A 1,306-nucleotide genomic window follows, 5' to 3' on the forward strand; every position below is an offset into this window, starting at 1 on the left:
ACCAACGACGGCGTGGTCGAGATGATCCGGCAGATCAAGGTCGCCAAGGATGTCGCGGTCAAGGCGCGCACGTCCGCGATGATCACCCTCAAAGCCGTCATCGTCACCGCGGTTCCCGAGCTGCGTGAGCAACTGCAACCGCTGTCGAAGATGGCCCTGATCGACCGGTGCGCCAGCCTGCGCCCCGGCAGCGTGACGACCGTCGCCGCGGCGACCAAGCACACGCTGCGCGCGATCGCCCGCCGCTGGCAGCAGCTCAACGACGAGATCAAGGGCCACGAGAAACTGCTGGCGAAGCTGACCGGCGAGCTCGTTCCGCAACTGGTCGCCGCGTTCGGCGTCGGCGCGGACACCGCCGCTGAACTGCTCATCGTCGCCGGCGACAACATCGACCGCGTGCGTTCTGAAGCTGCCTGGGCACGTCTATGCGGCGTCGCTCCGATACCAGCCTCGTCGGGCCTGACCAACCGCCACCGGCTCAACCGCGGCGGACACCGCCAGGCTAACGCTGCTCTCTACCGGTCGGTCATCGTCCGCATGCAGCATCATCAGCCCACCCGCGCCTACGTCGCGCGCCGCACCGCCGAGGGCAAGACCAAGTCCGAGATCATCCGCTGTCTCAAGCGCCTACTCGCCCGCGAAATCTGGGCGCTGCTACGCCCGCTACGCAGCAACAACAGGACCGCCGGAGCCGCTACTTGACAGTTATAGGAGCGTCAACGCGCCCATGGAGAACTTCTCCTCCACACTGAAGATCGAACTCGTACACCGGAGCTCATGGCGCACACGCGACGACGCCGAGAACGCGATCTTCGCCTACATCGACGGCTGGTACAACCCCGAACGCATCCACAAGGACCTCGACCGGCTGTCCCCAGACGAGTACGAAGCCGCATGGCACGCAAAGAACATCGATACACCCGACCCAGCGAACACCACCCTTGAGCAGGCCATAGCCTGCCAACCCCCTGATGTTCCCCGGGTTTCACGGAGTCGTTTTGGTCGGTTCAGGCGGCTGCCAGAGCCATCAAAGGACTCACACGTTCGTACTCGATGGGGCTGAGCATGTTCAGTGAGCTGTGTCGGCGCTGCCGGTTGTGGAAGATCTCCAGGTAGTCGAAGATTGCGTTGGCCAGCTCGATGCGGGTTTTCCACCGCTGCCGGTCGAGCAGTTCGGTCTGCATCCGGCCCCAGAACGACTCCATCATGCCGTTGACGCTCCTATAGCTGTCAAGTAGCGGCTCTCGCGATGCCGTTGTGGCTGCGTAGCGGGCGTAGCAGTGCCCAGATTTCGCGGGCGAGTAGG

3 protein-coding genes are annotated in these 1,306 nt (G+C 64.1%); 2 read left to right on the plus strand and 1 reads right to left on the minus strand.

Annotation, left to right across the window (positions count from 1 at the left end):
- Positions 1–702: transposase (locus tag AB0J67_RS41215; protein ID WP_363491282.1), on the plus strand; the 702-nt coding region annotated here is incomplete at its 5' end.
- Positions 703–727: 25 nt separating this feature from the next.
- On the plus strand, positions 728–1,063 hold the full coding sequence (locus tag AB0J67_RS41220) for an IS3 family transposase (protein ID WP_363491284.1): 336 nt from the start codon (positions 728–730) through the stop codon (positions 1,061–1,063).
- Here AB0J67_RS41220 and AB0J67_RS41225 read toward each other — a convergent pair.
- Positions 1,008–1,306 (minus strand): IS3 family transposase (locus AB0J67_RS41225; protein ID WP_363491286.1); only part of this gene is annotated, 299 nt, incomplete at its 5' end. The two genes, AB0J67_RS41220 and AB0J67_RS41225, sit on opposite strands and share 56 nt — an antisense overlap.

The sequence above is a fragment of the Catellatospora sp. NPDC049609 genome (assembly GCF_040675365.1).
Taxonomy (GTDB): domain Bacteria; phylum Actinomycetota; class Actinomycetes; order Mycobacteriales; family Micromonosporaceae; genus Catellatospora.